Origin of the sequence: Actinoplanes derwentensis (assembly GCF_900104725.1) — a bacterium.
Taxonomy (GTDB): Bacteria; Actinomycetota; Actinomycetes; order Mycobacteriales; family Micromonosporaceae; genus Actinoplanes; species Actinoplanes derwentensis.
On the sequence record NZ_LT629758.1, the window covers coordinates 8,103,924 to 8,118,470 of the forward strand.

14 protein-coding genes are annotated in these 14,547 nt (G+C 70.6%); 12 read left to right on the forward strand and 2 right to left on the reverse strand.

The features are described from left to right. The first annotated feature begins 27 nt into the window (after positions 1-27). From BLU81_RS35975 to BLU81_RS35990, 4 genes are all read left to right on the forward strand, one after another. Positions 28-1,248 (forward strand): ABC transporter permease, encoded by a 1,221-nt coding sequence (locus tag BLU81_RS35975; protein ID WP_092551658.1) that lies wholly within the window; start codon positions 28-30, stop codon positions 1,246-1,248. 14 nt (positions 1,249-1,262) lie between these two features. After that, complete coding sequence (locus BLU81_RS35980; RefSeq protein ID WP_092551661.1) at positions 1,263-1,544, forward strand: hypothetical protein; 282 nt, start codon at positions 1,263-1,265, stop codon at positions 1,542-1,544. A 47-nt stretch (positions 1,545-1,591) separates the two neighbouring features. Continuing rightward, complete coding sequence (locus tag BLU81_RS35985) at positions 1,592-2,083, forward strand: hypothetical protein (RefSeq protein ID WP_092551664.1); 492 nt, start codon at positions 1,592-1,594, stop codon at positions 2,081-2,083. A gap of 179 nt (positions 2,084-2,262) precedes the next feature. Continuing rightward, positions 2,263-3,915, forward strand: a complete 1,653-nt coding sequence (locus BLU81_RS35990; RefSeq protein ID WP_157751954.1) for a hypothetical protein — start codon at positions 2,263-2,265, stop codon at positions 3,913-3,915. A gap of 4 nt (positions 3,916-3,919) precedes the next feature. Here the strand turns inward: BLU81_RS35990 and BLU81_RS35995 are convergent, their stop codons facing one another. Continuing rightward, a complete protein-coding gene (locus BLU81_RS35995; protein ID WP_092558119.1) occupies positions 3,920-5,044 on the reverse strand; it encodes an NADH-quinone oxidoreductase subunit D in 1,125 nt (374 codons plus the stop codon). 17 nt (positions 5,045-5,061) lie between these two features. Next, positions 5,062-6,036, reverse strand: coding sequence for an SAM-dependent methyltransferase (locus BLU81_RS36000; RefSeq protein ID WP_092558121.1), 975 nt, complete (start codon positions 6,034-6,036; stop codon positions 5,062-5,064). A gap of 209 nt (positions 6,037-6,245) precedes the next feature. Here BLU81_RS36000 and BLU81_RS36005 point away from each other — a divergent pair, with 209 nt between their 5' ends. The 8 genes from BLU81_RS36005 to lysS all read left to right on the forward strand — a co-directional run bounded on the left by BLU81_RS36005 (position 6,246) and on the right by lysS (position 14,491). Further along, the gene (locus tag BLU81_RS36005; RefSeq protein ID WP_092551670.1) at positions 6,246-7,106 is read left to right on the forward strand and encodes a Rossmann-like and DUF2520 domain-containing protein; all 861 of its coding nucleotides are present in this window, start codon (positions 6,246-6,248) and stop codon (positions 7,104-7,106) included. Continuing rightward, on the forward strand, positions 7,103-7,936 hold the full coding sequence (panC, locus tag BLU81_RS36010) for a pantoate--beta-alanine ligase (protein ID WP_092551673.1): 834 nt from the start codon (positions 7,103-7,105) through the stop codon (positions 7,934-7,936). Before BLU81_RS36005 ends, panC begins: the two co-directional genes overlap by 4 nt. Further along, positions 7,936-8,355: an aspartate 1-decarboxylase gene (gene panD / locus BLU81_RS36015; RefSeq protein WP_092551676.1), complete on the forward strand. Its 420-nt coding sequence runs from the start codon at positions 7,936-7,938 to the stop codon at positions 8,353-8,355. The genes panC and panD overlap by 1 nt, the downstream gene beginning before the upstream one ends. Before the next feature lie 88 nt (positions 8,356-8,443). Next, the gene (locus BLU81_RS36020; protein WP_092551679.1) at positions 8,444-9,364 is read left to right on the forward strand and encodes a septum formation family protein; all 921 of its coding nucleotides are present in this window, start codon (positions 8,444-8,446) and stop codon (positions 9,362-9,364) included. Between the two features lie 62 nt (positions 9,365-9,426). Next, positions 9,427-11,130: an L-aspartate oxidase gene (locus BLU81_RS36025; protein WP_092551682.1), complete on the forward strand. Its 1,704-nt coding sequence runs from the start codon at positions 9,427-9,429 to the stop codon at positions 11,128-11,130. Between the two features lie 107 nt (positions 11,131-11,237). Further along, positions 11,238-12,116, forward strand: coding sequence for a carboxylating nicotinate-nucleotide diphosphorylase (gene nadC, locus BLU81_RS36030; protein ID WP_373873271.1), 879 nt, complete (start codon positions 11,238-11,240; stop codon positions 12,114-12,116). 56 nt (positions 12,117-12,172) lie between these two features. After that, positions 12,173-12,931: a type III pantothenate kinase gene (locus tag BLU81_RS36035; protein WP_092551685.1), complete on the forward strand. Its 759-nt coding sequence runs from the start codon at positions 12,173-12,175 to the stop codon at positions 12,929-12,931. Positions 12,932-12,982: 51 nt separating this feature from the next. After that, on the forward strand, positions 12,983-14,491 hold the full coding sequence (gene lysS / locus BLU81_RS36040; protein ID WP_092551688.1) for a lysine--tRNA ligase: 1,509 nt from the start codon (positions 12,983-12,985) through the stop codon (positions 14,489-14,491). The last annotated feature ends 56 nt before the right edge of the window (positions 14,492-14,547 follow it).

Below are 14,547 nucleotides of genomic sequence, written 5' to 3' on the forward strand. Positions count from 1 at the left end.
TCGTGGAGGCGTTAGGAGGCGCGGACCATGGCGTACGACGACACCACCTACCGCCGGTCCGGTAGCGAGCAGGCTGACACCGACCCTGCTGCCTATCGGCGCCGCGTGCAGTACGACGACACCACCGCTTCCACGCTCGACCAATCGCTGCGTGCCCCGGTCGGCCCGGCCGTCGAGGCGGACGGGCGCGACCGGCTCGGCATCCACCTCGGCTGGGAGGTCATGCTCCTGGTCGTCGCCGGTGTCATCGGCTTCCTGCTGTGGCGTGAGGACTCCGCCGCTCTGCAACGCCCGGCGCTCGACGCCCTGCTCGTCACCGGCGCCGCCATCGGATCGCTGACTCTCGCCGCCGGCCTGACCCTGCGAACCGGCGTGCCCAACCTGGCCATCGGCCCGATCGCGCTGGCCTCGGCGTTGCAGTACGCCGAGAACGGCGACAAGGGTGTGCTCCAGGCGCTCGTCCCGGCGCTGATCATCGCCGCGGCCGGTGGCCTGATCGTCGCCCTCGTGGTGGTCGTCCTGCACGTCCCCAGCTGGGCCGCGACGCTGGCCGCCGCGCTCGGCGTGATCGTCTACGTCCAGTTGCGCCCCGGCCCGGTCGCGGTGCAGGCCGACTGGGACCCGACCTCTCAGGCGTTCGTGTTGTTCGGCGCGTTCGCACTGCTCGCGGTACTGGGCGCGGCGATCGGCGCGCTCGGCCCAGTGCGCCGATTCGTCGGCCGGATGCGGCCGGTCGCCGACCCGGCCCGTCGCCGGGGTGCCGCCGCCGCGGTTCCGGCAGTGCTCGCGCTGGTTCTCTCGTCGCTCTTCGCCACCGGGGCCGGGGTGCTGATCGCCGCCCAGTCGCCCGGTCCGATCCAGCCGGCGACCGGCCTGGAGTGGACCGGGGTCGGCTTCGGCCTCGCCCTGCTCGCCGGCACCAGCGCCTACGGGCGGCGTGGCGGCATCTTCGGCACGCTCTTCGCGGTCACCGCGCTGACCCTCTTCTTGCGGTACGAGGAACTTCGCGACTTCGACATCGCCCTGTTCGCCATCGCGGCGAGCGTCTTCACCGCCGGTCTGGTGGTGACCCGGTTCGTCGAGTCGTACGGCGCCCCGTACACCCCCGGCACCGGCGAGGAGTGGAACGCCGCCCAGTCCGGTGGCACCGCCTGGTCACCGACCCTGCCGGAGACCTGGGACACGCCCGCCACCCCGGCACCCCGGAGCGAGCGCTGGGACGACGGCCCGTGGGGCACCGCCCGCTGATCTATGCTTTTCGCATGACTTCGCCCAGCTTCGCCGAACTGGACGCCCTTTCCACCGACGCGCTGCGCGAGCAGGCCTTCACCAAGGCCCGGGAGAAACGGGACGTCGCCTTCTTCTGGTCGGTGGTCAAGCACCTGCCGGACGCCGCCGACGCCGCCTCCCTGGACGGCGCGCTGAACTCGATCGGCCCGACCGTGGACGAGGCCGTCGCCCTGTGGCGTGAGTTCGAGGGCCACGATCTGGGCGAGCAGGAGCCGCTGCTCCGGGCCGCGTTCATCGATTATCTGAGCAGGTAGTGAGGATCATCGTTTGAAATTCGTACCCGGCTGGGAATTTGCTGGGTATGGCTCTCGGTAACCGATACAAGTCCGCACCGGGTGCGGGCACGCTTGCCGCACTGATACTCGTCCTGGTCTTCGGCAGTCCGTGGTACGCCGAATGGGCTCAGGAGAACACGAACCCCAACACGGCCGGTGGATGGTGGCTACGGCTGCTGTCCTGGCCGCGCTGGAGTTTCAACACCAACGAGTCGCTGCGTGACGTCGTCGTCGGCGACCTCAAAGCGATCCTGCTGGTCGTCCTGACCGCGCTCTTCCTCTATCTGCTGCCCGGCTCGCAACTGGCCCGAGCCCGCGGCACGATCAGCCAGTTCCTCGCCGGCTGGGCCGCATACATCTTCGCGGGCGCGTTCGCCGCCCTGCTGGCCACGCTCTTCTTCACCAATCCCTCGCTGCTCGGCGCTTTCAACGCGGCCGGATCCGGGGCCCAGTACGGCTTCTTCGTCGGCTGGATCGTCGGACTGGCCACCCTCGGCGGGTGGCGCGGCACCCGATAAGTGCTCCGCGGCACCCGATGGAGCGCCGCAACACCCCCCGATGAGGCACTACAGCGCCCCCCGTTGAGACGAAGGCCGGCCCGCTCCCCTGGGTCGGCCTTCGTCTTTACCAGGCACGAATGCGTTGTACCGCGATCGACTGTTTTGCCGGAGACATACTCTCGGTAACATCTGCGCCCATGCCGGAACGGGACACCCAAGCGGGACACAGCGCGCGGCTGTTGCGTGGCCTCGTGTGGGCGGGCGTAGTGCTCGCTCCCATCGCGGCCGCGATCGTGCTGATCGGCGGGAACTCGACCTCGGTCCGGTTCGCGGTCCTGCTGATAGCCGTGAGCGTGGTGCTGATCGGGGCCTCCGTGTTGATCCGTGCCGATCCGGTGCTGCTCCGGATGGACGTGGAGGACCGCGTCGCCGAAGAGGTCGAGTTGCTGCGCCGCGAGTTGCGGGCCGAATTCGCCAGTGCCGTGCCCGAGCCGGAGACGCCCCGGCCGCCGCTGCCGATGCGCAATCCGGGCCGGGCCCAGGTCGGCCCGCCGCCGCAACAACAGGTCTACGGCGGCGATCCGGGTTTCGCCGGGCAGCCGGACTTCCCGTCGCAGGGGATTCCGCAGCCGGACTTCCCCTCGCAGGGGATTCCGCAGCCGGACTTCCCGTCGCAGGGGATTCCGCAGCAGGAGTTCCCGCAGCAGCCCAACACGAGGTTCGTGACCCAGCCGCCGCCCCCGCCGCCGGCGGTCTACGGGGCGCAGCAGCCGGAGTTCGCCGAGGCCCAGGGCTACGACAACGCCCAGGGGTACGACGACAACCAGGGTTACGACAACGGCCAGGGTTATGACGACGGCCAGGGCTACGAGGACGCCGCGACCGGATACGGCTACGACGAATCCGGCTACGGCTACCAGGACCAGACCGGCGGGTACGACGAGCAGTCCGGTGGCTACGACGACGGCTACCAGGACGACGGCTACCAGCAGCAGATGCCGCAGCAGCCCAGCGGCGGACGGGCTTCGGTCCCGAGCATGTCCCAGCAGATCCCCCCGGTGCACGGAGCGGTCCACGGAACGGCCCCACGGCCGCCGCAGGGCCCGCCGGGACGTGCCGGCGCCCCGATCCCGATCCCGGCGGCAGCCGGACCGGCCGGCGTGGCCCGGGCTTCCGCCGGCGCCGTGATCCCGCCCGGCCCGGTGCCCCGCCCCACCGGCCCGGTGCCCCGCCCCCGAGCCGCCGCCTCAGTGCCGGGAGCCGTACCGCCGATGCCCGGCCCGAACGGCCCGAACGGCGGTCCTGGACCGACCGGTATGCCCGGACCCATTGGCGTCCCGGGACTGAACGGTATGGCGGGACCGAACGGCGTACCCGGTCCGATGGGAAGGCCCGGCCCCGGCGGACCCGGACCTCAGGGACGGCCCGTACCCAGCGGTGTTCCCGGCCCTCAGGGACGGCCCGGCCCGAACGGGATGATGGCGCCGAGGCCCGTCCATCCCGGACCCCAGTACGGCCGGCCAGAGGTCCCGGACGGCGATTTCGGGGCGGCCGACGGTTACGCCGGTGCGAACGAGCCGGACCAGAGCGGCTACACCGGCAACGACTACGGCGCGAACGAGTACCCGGCCGACGACTACGGCCCGAACGACTACGGCCCGAACGAGTACCAGGCCGACGAGTACAGCGCGGACGACTACAGCGCCGGCGACTACGACAAGCAGCCGAGCGAGAGCACCGCCCAGTACAAGGCCCGCCGGCACCGCCCGTCCGCGAACGACACCAATGTCGGTTCGCTTGCCGACTTCGCGAACATGCCCGGTTACGACAACGGCCAGAACAACTGGTGACCGGTTACTTGTCGATGTCTCCGACGACGAAGAACATCGACCCGAGGATGGCGATCAGGTCCGGAACCAGGCAGCCCGGGATCAGCGTGGCGAGTGCCTGCACGTTGGCGTACGACGCGGTCCGCATCTTGAGTCGCCACGGCGTCTTCTCGCCCCGGGAGACCAGGTAGTAGCCGTTGACCCCGAGCGGGTTCTCGGTCCAGGCGTAGGTGTGCCCCTCCGGCGCCTTGACCACCTTCGGTAGCCGCACGTTGACCGGCCCGCCGATGCGTTCCACCTGGTCGAGGCACTGGTCGACCAGGTCGAGGGAGACGGTGACCTGTTCCAGCAGCACCGAGAAACGGGCGTGGCAGTCGCCGGTGGTGCGGGTGACCACGGGCAGGTCGAGCTGGTCGTAGAAGAGGTAGGGCTCGTCCCGGCGTACGTCGAAGTCGAGTCCGCTGGCCCGGGCCACCGGTCCGGAGGCACCGTAACCGGCGGCGGCCTCGGCGCTCAGCACGCCGACGCCGACGGTCCGCGCCATGAAGATGTCGTTGCGGTGGATGATCGCGTCGATGTCCGGCATCCGTTTGCGGACCGCCGCGACCGCCTGCCGGGCCCGCCGGGTCCAGCCGGCCGGGATCTCCTCCTTCAGCCCGCCGACCCGGTTGAACATGTAGTGGATCCGGCCGCCGGAGACCTCCTCCATCACCGCCTGCAGCGTCTCGCGTTCGCGGAACGCGTAGAACATCGGCGTGATCGCACCGATCTCCAGCGGGTAGGAGCCGAGGAACATCAGGTGGTTGAGCACCCGGTTCAGCTCGGCCAGGGCCATCCGCAGCCAGGTGGCGCGCTCCGGCACCTCGATGCCCATCAGCCGTTCGACGGCCAGGACCACACCCAGCTCGTTGGAGAACGCCGACAGCCAGTCGTGCCGGTTCGCCAGCATGATGATCTGCCGGTAGTCGCGCACTTCGAACAGTTTCTCGGCGCCCCGGTGCATGTAACCGACGATCGGTTCGCACTCGACGACGCGTTCGCCGTCCAGTTTGAGCTTGAGTCGGAGCACCCCGTGCGTGGACGGGTGCTGCGGCCCGATGTTGAGCACCATGTCGGCCGTTTCCAGACCGGCGCCGGTGCCGACTGTCATCTCACGCAGGGCGTCCGTCACTCCAGCATCGTGCCACGTTCGCCGAGATCGACGTCGTGCCAGAGCCACCAGTGTCCGCCGAGTCCGGCCGGGTCGGTGAGTTCGGCGGCGGCCCCGGCCCTGGAGAGCCGGCGCAGGTAGCCGGCCGGGTCGGTGCGGGCGAGTCCCAGCGGCGGCCGGGCACCGTCCACACCGAGCGATCGCAGCGCCGCCCGCTGTCGGATCATCCGATGCGGAACGCCGGTCGCGGCCGCCGCCGAGTCCATCGCCACGTGCGCGGTTACGTCGCAGCTCCCGTCCGGCACCGGCCGCACCTGCCGCCCGGCCCGGAATCCGGTGAGCGTCCCGAACGCCGGCCGCTCCGCTTTCACGTGCCCGTAGTCGACGCAGAGCGCGACCCCACGCCGCACCGACGCGACCGCGTCCGCCCAGGCCCGATCCCGCGACGCCCCGACCTCGATCCGTCCCGACCCCGGCCACCACCGGCTCGTCCAGAACAGATCAGCCGGGTCGGCGAGCGCCCCGAGCGTCTCGGCACCTGTTGACCGGTCCACCAGCACTTTCCGCAGATGCCCGTGCTCATCGGTCTCCACCACGTCGAGCGGCACGTTGTCCAGCCATTCGGTGGCCACCAGCAGCCCGGTGACCTGGGCCGGGAGGTCCGGCCGCCAGCGCACCGCCGGATCCAGCCCGGCCGGCCGGGGCGCCACCTCGACCGCTGTCGCCCGAACCCGCTCGGCCAGCCCGGCCGGCAACTGGACCAGCAGCGCGGTGAGCAACTCGCCCCGCCCCGCCCCGACATCCACCAGGTCGAACACCGCCGGCTGCCCGAGCGCCCCGTCCACCCGCTCGACGAACCGCGCCAACGCCCCGGCGAACAACGGCGACGCGAGCACACTGGTCCGGAAATGATCAGCTGGCCGATCGCGCGTGAAAAACCCGTCATCGCCGTACAGCGCCGCCTGCATGGCCGACCGCCAACCTGAACCCATGATCCCCATTCTGGTACGCCACACGGCCGCACAGGCGCATCAGAAGCGCCCCGTGGTCGCCGCGCGAGGCGGGCGGGACACCGGGCCGACTCGCGGCCGCCGGGCCGAATGCGGTGGTGCGGTACTTCACACGCTGTTGTCACCGGCGTGTTAACGCGGCGCATACTGACGCTCGACCGGTACCCCACCACGAGGACTGGATCCACGTCATGAACTCTCTGACCGTCGGCGTCATCGGCGCCGGCCGGGTCGGTGCCGTGCTGGGCGCGGCACTGGACGCGGCCGGGCACCGGGTGACCGCCGTGGCCGCGGTCTCCACCGCCTCCCGCGAGCGCGCGGCCCGGCTGCTGCCCCACGCCGCCGTGCTCCCCGCGCACGAGGTGGCCCGCGCGGCCACCGACCTGCTCCTGCTCGCCGTGCCGGACGACCATCTGGCGACCGTGGTCGCGGGCCTGGACCGGACCGGGGCACTGCGACCCGGCCAGGTGGTGGCCCACACCTCGGGGGCTCACGGACTGGCCGTGCTGGGCGATGTGAACGGCATGGCCCTGCATCCCGCGATGACCTTCACCGGCGCGGACTCCGACCTGGCCCGGCTGCCCGGCATCGCCTGGGGCGTGACCGCACCGGACCGGGCCTTCGCCACCCGGCTCGTCGCCGACCTGGGCGGGGTACCGGAGTGGATCGCCGAGGAGTCCCGGCCGGTCTACCACGCGGCCCTGGCGCACGGCGCGAACCACCTGGTCACCCTGGTCAACGAGGCTGCCGACGTGCTGCGCGCGGCAGGTGTCGGCGAACCCGGCCGGGTGCTGGCCCCGCTGCTGACCGCGGCCCTCGACAACGCGCTGCGCCTCGGTGACGCCGCGCTGACCGGCCCGGTCTCCCGGGGCGACGCCGGCACCGTCGGCAAACACCTGGACCGGATGCCCGCCGAGGCGGTGCCGGCCTACCTGGCGATGGCCCGGCGTACCGCGGACCGGGCGATCGCGTCCGGCCGCCTGCGCCCGCAGGAAGCCACCGCCCTGCTGGACGTGCTGGCCGCCCGAGCCGAGACGAGGACCACCATATGACCGCTCTGGTGCACACCCGCGAGGATCTGGCCTCCGTGCTGGACGAGGCGGCCGGTGAGATCGCCGTCGTGATGACCATGGGTGCCCTGCACGAGGGGCACCGGCAGCTGATGCGGACCGCTCGGGAACGATCCGCGTTCGTGGTCGTGACGATCTTCGTGAACCCGCTGCAGTTCGGGCCGAACGAGGACTACGAGAAGTACCCGCGCACCCTCGACGACGATCTGGAGGCCTGCCGGGCCGAAGGGGTTCCGCTGGTGTTCGCGCCAGGCCGGGACGACGTCTACCCGCACGGGGCGCCGTCGATCACGATGAACCCGGGCCCGCTCGGCGAGATCCTGGAGGGCGCGGTCCGGCCCGGCCACTTCTCCGGGATGCTCACGGTGGTGGAGAAGCTGCTCCTGCTCACCCAGGCCGACGTGGCGTACTTCGGCGAGAAGGACTACCAGCAGTTGGCCCTGATCCAGCGGATGGCCCGTGATCTGGAGTTGCCGGTGGAGATCCGGGGCGTGCCGACCGTACGGGAACCGGATGGTCTTGCCCTGTCCAGCCGCAACCGTTTCCTCTCGCCGGACCAGCGACAGTCCGCGCTGGCGCTGTCCCGCGCTCTGCGTGAGGGCGCCGCGCACGGTGATCCCGAGTCGGTAGTGGCCGCGGCCCACAAGATCCTGGCGGACGAGCCGGGGGTACAGGTCGACTATCTGGCGCTGACCGGCACCGACCTGGGCCCGGCCCCGGAGCAGGGCCCGGCACGCCTGCTGGTGGCCGCGAAGGCCGGCACCACCCGTCTCATCGACAACATCGCGCTGACACTGCACAAGGAGGCCTGATGCTGCGAACCATGCTCAAGTCGAAGATCCACCGGGCCACCGTGACCCAGGCCGACCTGCACTACGTCGGCTCGGTCACGGTCGACCTGGACCTGCTGGACGCGGCCGATCTGATTCCCGGCGAGCTGGTGGCGATCGTCGACGTGACGAACGGCGCGCGCCTGGAGACCTACGTGATCCCGGGCGAGCGGGGCAGCGGCGTGATCGGCATCAACGGCGCGGCCGCGCATCTGGTGCACCCGGGCGACCTGGTGATCCTGATCTCCTACGGGCAGATGGCCGACGCCGAGGCCCGGTCCTACCAGCCGCGGATCGTGCACGTGGACGCGGCGAACCGGGTGATCGAACTCGGCGCCGATCCGGCCGCCGCGGTTGATGGAACGGCCGGCGATCCGGTCCGCGCCGCGCACGCCGTCTAGCTTTCCCGAATCGGGCTCCTGAACGGCTCTTATACCCATACAGTGGGCAAATCGGAAAGGGCTGCCAGGTGCTCGGGAGGCACGGTTCATGCGTTTGCGCCTGCGTGCCCGATGGGGGATCGCGATGGCCACCGCCGCGCTGCTGGCCGTTGCCGGCTGCGGCAACGGCAACGACGTGGACGGCGATCTGACCAACGACTGGACCGCGATGGCGCCCGCGACCGGTTTCGTGCCGGCCGCCGCCACCTGTCACCTCTCCAACTTCGCCGTCTTCGGCCCGCGCGCCACCTACGAAGAGGTGGACTGCGCCATCGCGCACCGCACCGAGACGGTCTTCGTCGGCGAGTACCCGGCACCGGTTTCGGAGGCCGTCGACCCGCCGACCGGGTCCTCCGCCGGGGCCCGCGCCGCCTACCAGATCTGCGACGACCGGACCACCCAGTACCTCGGTGGACTGTGGCGCAACGCCCGCCTCTGGATCGGTGTCACGCACCCGTCCCCGGCCGCGTGGGGCGGCGGCGCGCGCTGGTTCCGGTGCGAGGTGGTGGAGCTGGACTCGATCGAGGACGACGGGGCTCTGATCCAGCGGGCCGGCAGCCTCCGTGGCGTGCTCACCACCGCCGCGAGCACCCTCGCGCTGACCTGTTACGCCGTCCAGTTGGACACCGCCGGGGCGATCGCCGCGATGCCGCCCGCGGACTGCGCCACCAAACACAACGGCGAGTTCGTCGGGGTGTGGACCGCGCCCGCCAAGGCCGCCTACCCGAAGGGTGACACGGCCTGGGAGGAGTTCCACTCCGGATGCCGCAAGCTCACCGCGGAGTACGTCGGAGTCCCCGACGACGCCGACCTCCAGTACCGCACCGGGGTCGTCTCGCTCCCCGGCAACGCCGACGTCTGGGCCCAGGGCGACCACGGGGTGCGCTGTTATCTGTGGCTGGACAAGGCCGAGCTGATCGGCTCGCTCCGGGGCAAGGGGATCAAGGCCCTTCCGGTCCAGTACAAGTAACGATGACCACTGATAACGCCCCCGCCGTGACGTGTTCGTAGGGGCGGAGTGTACTGAAACACATGTCACCTCTCGCGGATCTCCCGGCGCTGCCCCGCCGGCTCGCCGCCGCCGAGCCAGGCTGGACCGAGACCACCGACGTCGTCGTGGTCGGTTCCGGCATCGCCGGCCTGACCGCGGCTCTCTACCTGCGCGAACAAGGCCTGCACGTCACCGTTGTCACCAAGGTCAACATCGACGACGGCTCGACCCGTTGGGCCCAGGGTGGCATCGCGGGAGTGCTCGACCCGCTGGACAGCCCGCAGGCCCACGCGTACGACACCGAGATCGCCGGAGTCGGCCTCTGCGACCCGGCCGCGGTGCGGGTCCTGGTCGAGGAGGGCCCGGCCCGGATCCGCGAGCTGATCCGCCGGGGCGCCGAGTTCGACCGCAACCCGGACGGCTCGCTGATGCTGACCCGTGAGGGGGGCCACCGCGCCGACCGGATCGTGCACGCCGGTGGCGACGCGACCGGCGCCGAGGTGCAGCGCGCCCTGCACGAGGCGGTCCGCCGCGACCCGTGGATCCGCCTGGTCGAGCACGCGCTCGTGCTGGACCTGCTACGCGCCGCCGACGGCCGGGCCTGCGGTATCACCCTGCACGTGCTCGGCGAGGGCTCCGAGGACGGGGTGGGCGCCGTGCTGGCCCGGGCCGTGGTGCTGGCCACCGGCGGGATGGGTCAGATCTTCTCGTCCACCACGAACCCGTCGGTCTCCACCGGCGACGGGGTGGCGCTCGCGCTGCGGGCCGGCGCCGAGGTGACCGACGTCGAGTTCGTCCAGTTCCACCCGACGTCGTTCGTCACCTCCAAGACCGACCGAGGCAGCACGGGAGTGGTCTTCTCCCGTTCTGGCTCGGGTTCTTCCTTGGTGGACCCCGTTCAGCGGCCGCTGATCTCCGAAGCGCTCCGCGGCGAGGGCGCCCACCTGGTCGACGAGGCCGGGGCCCGGTTCATGGTCGGGCAGCACGAGCTGGCCGAGCTGGCACCCCGCGACGTGGTCGCCAAGGGCATCTACCGGGTGCTGCGCTCCACCGGGGCCGACCACGTCTACCTGGACGCGCGGCACCTCGGCAAGGAGTTCCTGGAGGGCCGCTTCCCGACGATCATGGCGTCCACCCGGTCGGCCGGCGTCGACCCGGCCACCGACCTGATCCCGGTCGCGCCGGCCGCCCACTACGCCTCCGGCGGCGTCCGCACCGACCTGCACGGCCGGACCAGCATCGACGGTCTGTACGCCTGCGGTGAGGTCGCCTGCACCGGCGTGCACGGCGCCAACCGCCTGGCCAGCAACTCGCTGCTGGAAGGCCTGGTCTTCGCCCGCCGGATCGCCGACGACATCGCCCGCGAACTGCCCCCGCAGGCCGAACCGGCCCGGACCGCGGCGGCCCCGGCCTGGGTCGTCGACCCGGAGATCCGTGCCGAGCTGCAGCGCGTCATGACCCGGGGTGCCGGAGTGCTGCGGTCGGCCGACTCGCTCGCCACCGCGGCCAAGGAGCTGACCCGGCTGGCCGAGCAGCGCTCCCGCCCGAACAACGCGGCCTGGGAGGTCACCAACCTGCTCACCGTCGCGACCACGCTGGTGGCCTCGGCGCGCAGCCGCCGGGAGACACGGGGCTGCCATTGGCGGGAGGATCACCCGACGGCGGCCGACGAGTGGCGCGGCCACCTGCTGAACGCGATCGCCCCCAACGGTGCGCACACCCAGGACTTCCAGGAGATGACGTGAGCCTCACCCCCGGCGAACCCCAGCCCGGCTCCTCCGCCCCCGGCTCCTCCGCCCCCGGCGAATCACTGCCCGGCCTCGACGCCGGCACTTTCGCTCCCGGTGAGCCGCTGCCCGAGCCGGACGCCGAGGTGGCCGACATCGGGCTGGACCTCGGCGAGGTCCAGCGGATCGTGCTCACCGCGCTCGCCGAGGACCTGGGCGACCCGGCGCGCGACGTGACCAGCGAGGCCACCATCCCGGCGGAACAGACCGACACCGCCGAACTGGTGGCCCGCGCCGACGGTGTGGTGGCCGGCCTGCTGGTGGCGGCTCAGGTCTTCGCCGCGACGAGCGCCGGGGCGGCCTCGTTCGAGGCGGTGGCCGCCGACGGCGACCGGGTGCGCCGCGGTGACGTGCTCGCGGTGATCACCGGCTCGACCCGGGCCCTGCTCACCGCCGAGCGCACCGCGCTCAACCTGCTCTGCCGGATGTCCGGCGTCGCCACTCACACCCGCAAGTGGGCGGACCAGTTGGACGGCACCGGCGCCACCGTTCTGGACACCCGCAAGACCACACCCGGGCTGCGGGTGCTGGAGAAGTACGCGGTGCGGGCCGGTGGTGGCACCAACAAGCGGATGGGCCTCTACGACGTGGCCATGATCAAGGACAACCACAAGCTGGCCGCGGGCAGCATCACCGCGGCGTACGAGCTGGTCCGCTCGACCTTCCCGGAGGTGACCGTGCAGGTCGAGGTGACCACTCTCGCCGAGGCTCAGGAGGCGGTCAGGGCCGGTGCCGACTTCCTGCTCTGCGACAACATGACGCCGGAGCTGCTGACCGAAGTGGTGCGGGCGGTCGGCGGCCGGGTCGAACTGGAGGCGACCGGCAACCTCACCCTGGAGACGGCTGCCGCCTATGCCGCCACCGGTGTGGACTATCTGTCGGTCGGCGGGCTGACCCACTCGTCGCCGATCCTGGACATCGCGATGGACCTGCGTCCTCGATGAGCCTCGCCCCCACGTACACAATGAGGGTCTTGATTTCCGTCTTTTAGGGGCCTGGCGTGCTGCTCTGTATCGACATCGGTAACACCAACACCGTGCTGGCGACCTTCGACGGCGACAAGCTGGTGCACAACTGGCGGATCAAGACCGATGCCGCGTCGACCGCCGACGAGCTGGGCCTGAAGATCCGGGGCCTGCTCGCCGGCGACGCCGTGGAGATCACCGGGGTGGCCGCCTGCTCGACAGTCCCGGCCGCGCTGCGCAACCTGCGGACCATGCTGAAGCGCTACTACGACGCCGTGCCGAGCGTGATCGTCGAGCCGGGTGTGAAGACCGGTGTCCAGCTTGCCATCGACAACCCCAAGGAGGTGGGTGCCGACCGGGTGGTCAACACGCTTGCCGCGCACGCCCTCTACGGCGGGCCGTCGATCGTTGTCGACTTCGGCACCACCACCAACTTCGACCTGATCAGTGCGAAGGGTGAGTTCCTCGGCGGGGCGTTCGCGCCGGGCATCGAGATCTCCTTCGACGCGCTCGCCGCCCGCGCCGCCCAGCTGCGCAAGGTGGAGCCGACCAAGCCGCGTTCGGTGATCGGCAAGAACACCGTGGAGTGTCTGCAGGCCGGGCTCTACTTCGGTTTCGCCGGGCAGGTCGACCGGATCGTCGAGCGGATGGTCGAGGAGATCGGCCCGGTTCGCGCGGTGATCGCCACCGGCGGTCTGTCCTGGCTGGTGAAGGACGAATGCCGGACCCTGACCGCGCACGAGCCGATGATCACGCTGATCGGCCTGCGGATGGTATATGAGCGGAACGTCTGAGCCCGGCTGAGTAGGCTTTCCAGGTCCCAGCACCGAGAAGGAAGTCTTGCCGTGACCGAGCAGAACACGCCAGCGATCGACCCCGCCGAGGACCTTCCCGAGCAGATGCGGGTCCGCCGGTCGAAGCGGGACCGGTTGCTCGCCGAGGGTTTGCCGCCCTACCCGGTCGAGGTCCCGCGGACCGACGGGATCGCCGAGATCCGCGAGCGTTACGCGGACCTGCCCACCGACACCGGCTCCGGCGACAAGGTGTCGATCACCGGTCGGGTGATCTTCGTCCGCAATGGTGGCAAGCTCTGCTTCGCCACCCTGCGGTCCGGTGACGGCAGTGAGATCCAGGCGATGTTCTCGCTCGACAAGGTCGGGGAGAAGTCCCTGTCCGAGTGGAAGACCCTGACCGACCTCGGCGATCTGGTCTCGGTCACCGGCGAGGTGATTACCAGCCGCCGTGGCGAGCTCTCCGTTCTCGCCGATTCCTGGGCGATGAGCGCCAAGGCTCTGCGGCCCCTTCCGGTCGCGCACAAGCCGCTTTCCGAGGAGACCCGGGTCCGGCAGCGTTATGTCGATCTGATCGTCCGCCCGCAGGCCCGCGACGTCGTTCGGACCCGGGCGACCGTGGTGCGCAGCCTGCGTGAGTCGCTGTTCCGCCGGAATTATCTCGAGGTGGAAACGCCGATGCTGCAGTTGCTGCACGGCGGTGCCGCGGCCCGGCCGTTTGTGACGCACAGCAACGCACTGGATATGGATCTTTATCTGCGGATCGCGCCGGAACTGTTTTTGAAGCGAGCCGTGGTCGGAGGCATCGAGCGGGTCTTCGAGATCAACCGAAACTTCAGGAATGAGGGCATGGACTCCACGCACTCTCCGGAGTTCGCCATGCTCGAGGCGTATCAGGCGTATGCCGACTACAACGTGATGCAGGCCCAGGTGCGGGAGTGGATTCAGGAGGCCGCGTTCGCGGTCGCCGGATCGCATGTGGTCACCCACCAGGACGGCACCGAGCTCGATCTGGGCGGCGAGTGGGCCGAGATCACGCTCTTCGGGGCGATCTCCGACGCGCTCGGTGAAGAAGTGACCATCGACACCGATCTCGCCCAGCTGCAGGCGTACGCTGAGAAGGTCCAGCTCTCGGTCGACCCGAAGTGGAGTGCCGGCAAGCTGGCCGAGGAACTCTTCGAGCATCTGGTGACCGGCGATCTCCAGCAGCCGACCTTCGTCCGGGACTTCCCGGAGGAGACCGCGCCGCTCACCGCGTCGCACCGGAACACGCCCGGGCTCACCGAGAAGTGGGACCTCTACGTCGGCGGATTCGAACTCGCCACCGCCTATTCCGAGTTGGTCGATCCGGTGATCCAGCGCGAGCGTTTCCACGCTCAGTCGCTGCTCGCAGCGGGTGGCGACGCCGAGGCGATGCAGCTCGACGAGGATTTTCTGCGGGCCATGGAGTACGGAATGCCGCCCTCCGGTGGCATGGGAATGGGAATCGACCGGCTGTTGATGGCGCTCACCGGCCTGGGCATTCGGGAAACGATACTCTTCCCCTTGGTCCGCCCGGAGTAACGTCTGCCGAGAGTAACGGCTCTGCAATTATCTACCCCCGCCATTGACGGGTGATG

Coding starts and splice junctions, on each gene's coding strand:
- BLU81_RS35975 (WP_092551658.1), top strand. CDS start 28: ATGGCGTACGACGACACCACCTACCGCCGGTCCGGTAGCGAGCAGGCT.
- BLU81_RS35980 (WP_092551661.1), top strand. CDS start 1,263: ATGACTTCGCCCAGCTTCGCCGAACTGGACGCCCTTTCCACCGACGCG.
- BLU81_RS35985 (WP_092551664.1), top strand. CDS start 1,592: ATGGCTCTCGGTAACCGATACAAGTCCGCACCGGGTGCGGGCACGCTT.
- BLU81_RS35990 (WP_157751954.1), top strand. CDS start 2,263: ATGCCGGAACGGGACACCCAAGCGGGACACAGCGCGCGGCTGTTGCGT.
- BLU81_RS35995 (WP_092558119.1), bottom strand. CDS start 5,044: ATGACAGTCGGCACCGGCGCCGGTCTGGAAACGGCCGACATGGTGCTC.
- BLU81_RS36000 (WP_092558121.1), bottom strand. CDS start 6,036: ATGGGTTCAGGTTGGCGGTCGGCCATGCAGGCGGCGCTGTACGGCGAT.
- BLU81_RS36005 (WP_092551670.1), top strand. CDS start 6,246: ATGAACTCTCTGACCGTCGGCGTCATCGGCGCCGGCCGGGTCGGTGCC.
- panC (WP_092551673.1), top strand. CDS start 7,103: ATGACCGCTCTGGTGCACACCCGCGAGGATCTGGCCTCCGTGCTGGAC.
- panD (WP_092551676.1), top strand. CDS start 7,936: ATGCTGCGAACCATGCTCAAGTCGAAGATCCACCGGGCCACCGTGACC.
- BLU81_RS36020 (WP_092551679.1), top strand. CDS start 8,444: ATGCGTTTGCGCCTGCGTGCCCGATGGGGGATCGCGATGGCCACCGCC.
- BLU81_RS36025 (WP_092551682.1), top strand. CDS start 9,427: ATGTCACCTCTCGCGGATCTCCCGGCGCTGCCCCGCCGGCTCGCCGCC.